Origin of the sequence: Flagellimonas algicola (assembly GCF_005937185.1) — a bacterium.
GTDB classification, from domain to species: Bacteria; Bacteroidota; Bacteroidia; order Flavobacteriales; family Flavobacteriaceae; genus Flagellimonas; species Flagellimonas algicola.
Genome location: NZ_VCNI01000008.1, coordinates 23,811 through 30,777 on the forward strand (window position 1 = coordinate 23,811; position 6,967 = coordinate 30,777).

At 52.3% G+C, this 6,967-nt stretch carries 5 protein-coding genes; all 5 read right to left on the reverse strand.

The features are described 5' to 3' along the window. Positions 1 to 47: 47 nt before the first annotated feature. Positions 48 to 1,484 (reverse strand): IPT/TIG domain-containing protein, encoded by a 1,437-nt coding sequence (locus FGG15_RS19880; RefSeq protein ID WP_161992020.1) that lies wholly within the window; start codon positions 1,482 to 1,484, stop codon positions 48 to 50. 60 nt (positions 1,485 to 1,544) lie between these two features. Next, positions 1,545 to 2,966 (reverse strand): IPT/TIG domain-containing protein, encoded by a 1,422-nt coding sequence (locus FGG15_RS19885; protein WP_138839533.1) that lies wholly within the window; start codon positions 2,964 to 2,966, stop codon positions 1,545 to 1,547. Between the two features lie 64 nt (positions 2,967 to 3,030). Then, entirely contained in the window at positions 3,031 to 4,467 is a 1,437-nt protein-coding gene (locus FGG15_RS19890) for an IPT/TIG domain-containing protein (protein ID WP_138839534.1), read from the reverse strand. Between the two features lie 71 nt (positions 4,468 to 4,538). Continuing rightward, positions 4,539 to 6,011, reverse strand: a complete 1,473-nt coding sequence (locus FGG15_RS19895) for an IPT/TIG domain-containing protein (protein WP_161992021.1) — start codon at positions 6,009 to 6,011, stop codon at positions 4,539 to 4,541. A gap of 69 nt (positions 6,012 to 6,080) precedes the next feature. Further along, positions 6,081 to 6,967: NHL repeat-containing protein (locus FGG15_RS19900; protein ID WP_202619609.1), on the reverse strand; the 887-nt coding region annotated here is incomplete at its 5' end.

Consider the following 6,967-nt stretch of genomic DNA (forward strand, 5'->3'; position numbering starts at 1 on the left):
TATTGTTTTCATGGTTGTTTTTGGGACTTGACATTTCCATACGACACTTACTCCAATGGGATAATCTTCCGGATTGCGTTATTAAAGGTATCCGCAACATAGATCTCCCCTTCCCTACCATAAAGCACTCCCGTTGGCCAATGGAATTGAGCCTCATCACCTGTCCCGTTTTTGTAACCTTTAACTTCTGGATCCGGAACCCCGGCAATCGTGGTAACGTTCCCTCTGGAGTCTATATGTCTTATACAGTTGTTTTCAGAATCGACAATATATACGGTCCCGTCCCCGGCCATTGATATATCCGATGGACCCCTGAACTTTGCCTCCGATCGATTGCCATCTAAATGCCCAATGTCACCTCCCGCAAATCTTTCAACCGTTCCGGCACTTTGATCTATGGCCCGAATGCTATGGTTAAGGTAATCAGCAACCAGAATGCTCCCATCGCCGCTCCTCCCCATGCCCTGGGGTATTCTGAACTTTGCCCGCACAAGGTCACCATCCCTGTCTCCCGGCTGATTGGCAATTGTCGGACCGGCATAGGTGCCCACCAAATATTGATCGTCATCAAGGGATATCCTCCGTATCGCATGGTTATCCTCCGATACGTACAGCGCACTGCCCCCTGCATCTTCCCCTACAAGGATTCCTGTTGGAAACCTGAATTTGGCAGCGGTACCTTGCGCGTTTACATATCCAATTCCATTTCCTCCCGCAATCAACGTCCAATCACCGGAAGGATCAACCTTTACTATCCTATGGTTACCGCTGTCCGCGACATAGATATTGTCATCACTGTCTATGGCCAACCCTCTGGGGAAACGGAATTGTCCTTCCCCGCTACCAAGCACGCCCCCGGCAAAGGTGGTGACATTTCCGTCCGGGGCTATCTTCCTAATGGCGTTGTTGCCCCTGTCGACAACAAATATGTTGCCCCCTGAATCCATGACCAGATCATTGGGCCGGTAGAATTTGGCTTCCGTTCCGGATCCTTCCTCATAACCTTCCTCACCACTTCCCGCAAAGGTCTCCACGGTATAGGTCAGCTCGTACACGAACTCGGGGCCGGTGAGATCGAAACCGTCCACCACCATCGTAATGGGGCCGGTATTCGCACCCACCGGTACCCTGACCGTCACCTCCCTGTCGGTGACCTCCAGCACTTCCCCAGGGGTCCCGTTGAAGCTCACCGACACCTTGGTGGCATCCGTGCCGAAATTCTCCCCGGTGATGACAACCTCGGTATGCTTTGGACCGGTCACCGGTGCCACGGAAGACAGGGTTGGCTCCAATACCACGGGGTCGTCGTCCTGGGGATCATCATCTTGGGGGTCCTCCCCGACCTGGTCGCAGTTCGCGTTGGTCGGGTCAGGACAGTCCATGCCGTTGTCGTCAGAGCCACAGGACAGTGCCAATGAAATCAGGACAAGCAACAGAAAGATGTCCCTTGCCCTCAATATTCCTATGGTTTTCATTGTTTTCATGGTCTTCATGGGTTTTATCTTTTTATGGTCGTTTGGGAGTTGTGTGACAACTCCCTTTACTCACTCCACAGAGATTTTCCGGATTACGTTATTAAAGGTGTCCGCAACATAGATCTCCCCTTCCCCTCCATGGAGTACCCCCTGTGGACGATTGAATAGGGCCCCAGCACTGGCACCGTCCTCATAACCTTCAGTTTCCGGAACCCCGGCAATCGTGGTGACATGCCCCTCGGGATCGATCCGTCGTATGCAGTGATTTAAAGCATCGGCAATGTAAATGTTACCGTCCTCGGCCACCGATATATCCGATGGATTCCGAAACCATGCCTCCATTCGATGGAGATTACTCGCATACCCTCGCCCGATTCCGGCAAATCTTTCAACCGACTCCGCGTTTTGATCTATGACCCGGACGATATTGTTACTGTAATCCGCAAGCAGTATGGTCCCGTCACCGCTCTTCGCCATGCCCCGGGGATAGTTGAACCTTGCCTGCGAAAGACCGCCGTTCGTATCCCCTGGCTGGTTATCAATCGTTGGACCGGCATAAGTGCTCACCGTATATTGATTGTCATCAAGGGATATCCTTCGTATCGCATGATTAAACTGGTCCGATACGTACAGTGCATTGTCCCCATCATCCCCGACAAGGATTGCGGATGGATTGTTGAACAGGGCCACATTGCCAGCTCCGTTTACATATCCAGATCCATTTCCTCCCGCAATGATCGACCAAACACCATTTGGGTCGATCATTACTATCCTATTGTTCCCACTGTCCGCGACATAGATATTGTCATCCCCGTCTATGGCCAGTCCTTTGGGCAGATCGAATTCTCCATCCTCTTGGCCTGGTTCACCGACCCTGGCTAAAGTAGTGACCTGGCCAGAAGGGGCTATCTTCCGTATGGCATGGTTCCTCCTGTCGGCAACAAATATGTTTCCTTTCGAATCCCTGACCAGATCATTGGGCCGGTCGAATTTGGCAGCTGTTCCGGACCCATCCTCGTAACCTCGTTCACCTCCCGCAAAGGTCTCCACAAAGACAGACAGCTCGTACACAAACTCGGGGCCGGTGAGATCGAAACCGTCCACCACCATCGTAATGGGACCTGTATAGGCCCGCACCGGTACCTTGACCGTTATCCACGTGTCCGTGATGCTCCGCACTTCCCCAGGGGTCCCGTTGAAGCTCACCGACACCTTGTCGGGGTCCGTACCAAAATTCTTGCCAGTGATGGTAACCACGGTATGCTTTGGACCGGTCATCGGTGCCACGGACAACAGCGTTGGCTCCAATACCACGGGGTCGTCGTCCTGGGGATCATCATCTTGGGGGTCGTCCCCGACCTGATCGCAGTCCGCGTTGGTCGGGTCAGGACAGTCCATGCCGTTGTCGTCAGAGCCACAGGACAGTGCCAATGACAGCAGGACAAGCAACAGAAAGATGTCCCTTGCCCTCAATATTCTTATGGTCTTCATGGTTTTATCTTTTTATGGTCTATTTGTTTTTATGGTCGTTCTTGGGACTTGTCACACAGCTCCCTTATTCCATTAAGATCTTCCGGATTGCGTGGTTGAAGGTGTCCGCAACATAGATCTCCCCTGCCCCACCAGAGAGCACTCCAAATGGATATTGGAACAGGGCCACGTCACCCAGACCGTCCTCATAACCTTCAGTTTCCGGAACCCCGGCAATCGTGGTGACGTGCCCATCGGGATCAATCTGCCGTATACAGCTATTTTCGGTGTCAGCAATAAATACGGTACCATCACCGGCCACTGAGATATCCGTTGGAGCCTTAAACATTGCATCCAATAATCGATCACCCCCTGCATGTCCTCCAGTAGAACTTCCGGCAAATCTTTCAACCGATTCCGCCTTTTGATCTATGGCCCGAATCCTATTGTTAGCATAATCCACAAGCAGGATGGTCTCACCGCTCTTCGCCATGCCCCAGGGATCATTGAACCTTGCATCGGAAAGGCCGCCATCCATATACCCATCCTGCCCAGATACCTCCGGACCGGCATAGGTGTTCACCGTATATTGATCGTCATCAAGGGATATCCTCCGTATTGCATGGTTATCGCGGTCCGAAACGTACAGTACATTGTTCCCATCTTCACCTACAAGGATTGCGGATGGATGGTTGAACAGGGCCACATCGCCAGCTCCGTTTACATATCCAAATCCATTTCCTCCCGCAATGATCGACCAAACACCGTTAGGTGTGATCTTTACTATCCTATCGTTCCCGCTGTCCGCGACATAGATATTGTCATCGCCGTCTATGGCCAGTCCATGGGGGTTCAGAAATCCCTCATCTGGATTCTCACCAGACTCACCGAATCTGGCAAAAGTGGAGACCTCACCTTCAGAATCTATCTTCCGTATGGCCTGATTGGACATATCGGCCACAAACATGTTTCCTCTCGAATCCATGACCAGATCATAGGGCCGGTTAAATCGGGCTTCCGTTCCGGACCCATCCAGAAAACCTGGAGATTCGTTCGGATTTCCCGCAAAGGTCTCCACATTGACTTCGGATATCTCGTACACAAACTCGGGGCCGGTGAGATCGAAACCGTCCACCTCCATCGTAATGGGGCCGGTATAGGCCCTCGCCGGTACCTTGACCGTCACCTCCGTGTCTACGACACCCAGCACTTCCCCAGGGGTCCCGTTGAAGCTCACCGACACCTTGGTGGCATCCGTGCCGAAATTCTCCCCGGTGATAACAACCTCGGTATGCTTTGGACCGGTCACCGGTGCCACGGACGACAGCGTTGGCTCCAATACCACGGGGTCGTCGTCCTGGGGATCATCGTCCTGAGGGTCGTCCCCGATCTGGTCGCAGTCCGCGTTGGTCGGGTCAGGACAGTCCATGCCGTTGTCGTCAGAGCCACAGGACAGTGCCAATGACAACAGGACAAGCAACAGAAAGATGTCCCTTAATCTCAATATTCCTATGGTTTTCATTGTTTTAGCTTTTTATGGTCTATTTGTTTTTATGATCGTTTTTGGGACGTGCCCACTTCCAAATCGCGGCTTTAGTCAATGATGATCTTCCGGATTACGTGGTTGTAGGTGTCCGCAACATAGATCTCCCCTTCACCTCCAGAGAGCACTCCCACAGGAGAGTTGAATTGGGCCCCATCACCGGGACCATCATTGTGACCTTCAGATTCCGGAACCCCGGCAATCGTGGTGACATGCCCATCGGGATCGATCCGGCGTATGCAGTGATTTAAACGATCGGAAATGTACATGTTACCATCCCCGGCCACTGATACATCCCTTGGACTCCTGAACCTTGCCTCCGATCGGGGAACGTCATTTACATATCCCCGATCACTCCCGGCAAATGTTCCAACCGTTCCGGCATCTTGATCTATGGCACGGATCCTATGGTTACCATAATCCGCAAGCAGTATCGTTCCCTCACCGCTCTTCGCCATGCCCTCGGGAAATCTGAACCTTGCCTCTGAAAGGCCGCCATCCATATACCCTTCTCGCAGGTCAATCTCCGGACCGGGACCTACATAGGTGCCCACCAAATATTGATCGTCATCAAGGGATATCCTTCGTATCGCATGATTATTCCGATCTGATACGTACAGTGCTCTGCCCCCTGCACCTTCCTCTAAAAGTATTTCGGTTGGATTTCTGAATCTGGCATCGGCACCAAGTCCGTTTACATATCCATGCCCAGTACTACTGCCCGCAATGATCGACCAAACACCATTTGGGTCGATCATTACTATCCTATGGTTGCCCGTATCAGCAACATAGATATTGTCATCGTCGTCTATGGCCAATCCTTCGGGTATATAGAACTCTTCTTCATTCCCTGGCCCTCCTTTACTTGTAAAAGTGGTGACCACACCTTCGGGGGTTATCTTCCTAATGGCGTTGTTGCCCTTGTCGACAACAAATATGTTGCCCCCTGAGTCCTTTGCCAAATCCCAGGGCAAGTTGAATTTGGCAGCCGTTCCGGACCCTTCCTCATAACCTCGCCCACCTCCCGCAAAGGTCTCCACATTGACTTCGGACAGCTCGTACACGAACTCGGGGCCGGTGAGATCGAAACCGTCCACCTCCATCGTAATGGGGCCGGTATAGGCCATCGCCGGTACCTTGACCGTCACCTCCGTGTCCGTGACGCCCAGCACTTCCCCAGGGGTCCCGTTGAAGCTCACCGACACCTTGGTGGCATCCGTGCCGAAATTCTCCCCGGTGATAACAACCTCGGTATGCTTTGGACCGGTCACCGGTGCCACGGAAGACAGGGTTGGCTCCAATACCACGGGGTCGTCGTCCTGGGGGTCATCGTCCTGGGGGTCGTCGTCCTGGGGGTCATCGTCTTGGGGGTCGTCCCCGACCTGGTCGCAGTTAGCGTTGGTCGGGTCAGGACAGTCCATGCCGTTGTCGTCAGAGCCACAGGACAGTGCCAATGACAGCAGGACAAGCAACAGAAAGATGTCCCTTAATCTCAATATTCCAATGGTTTTCATTGTTTTCATTGTTTTCATGGTTTTCATGGTTTTATCTTTTTATGGTCGTTTGGGACCTGCCACTTCCATATGGCGGCTTTAGTCAATGATGATCTTCCGGATTGTGTGGTTGCCCGTATCGGCAACATAGATCTCCCCTTCCCCTGTATGGAGCACTCCCAAAGGGGAGCTGAATTGGGCCCCATCACCGAGACCGTCCACGTGACCTCTAGTTTCCGGAACCCCGGCAATCGTGATGACATTGCCTTCGGGATCGATCCGGCGTATGCAGTGATTTAAACGATCGGAAATGTAAATGTTACCATCCCCGGCCACCGATATATCCGTTGGGTTCCTAAACCTTGCCTCCGATCGGGGAACGTCATTTACATATCCCCAACCACTCCCGGCAAATGTTCCAACATTTTCATTATCCTGATCTATGGCACGAATCCTATGGTTACCAGAATCCGCAAGCAGTATCGTTCCCTCACCGCTCTTCGCCATGCCCTCGGGAAATCTGAACCTTGCATCCGAAAGGCCGCCATCCATATACCCACCCTGCCCAGATACCTCCGGACCGGGACCTACATAGGTGCCCACCAAATATTGATCGTCATCAAGGGATATCCTTCGTATCGCATGATTATTCCGATCTGATACGTACAGCGTACTGCCCCCTGCACCTTCCTCTAAAAGTATTTCGGTTGGATTTCTGAATCTGGCACCGGCACCAGGTCCGTTTACATATCCAGACCCAGTACTACTGCCCGCAATGTTCGTCCAAACACGGTCAGGGTCGATCATTACTATCCTATCGTTCCCGCTGTCCGCGACATAGATATTGTCATCGCTGTCTATCACCAACCCATGGGGAAAATAGAAGCTCTCTTGCTCTCCCCCATCTTCTCCTCCTTCTTTCATAAAAGTGGAGACCACACCGTCCGGGGCTATCTTCCGTATGGCATGGTTGTTCCTGTCGACAA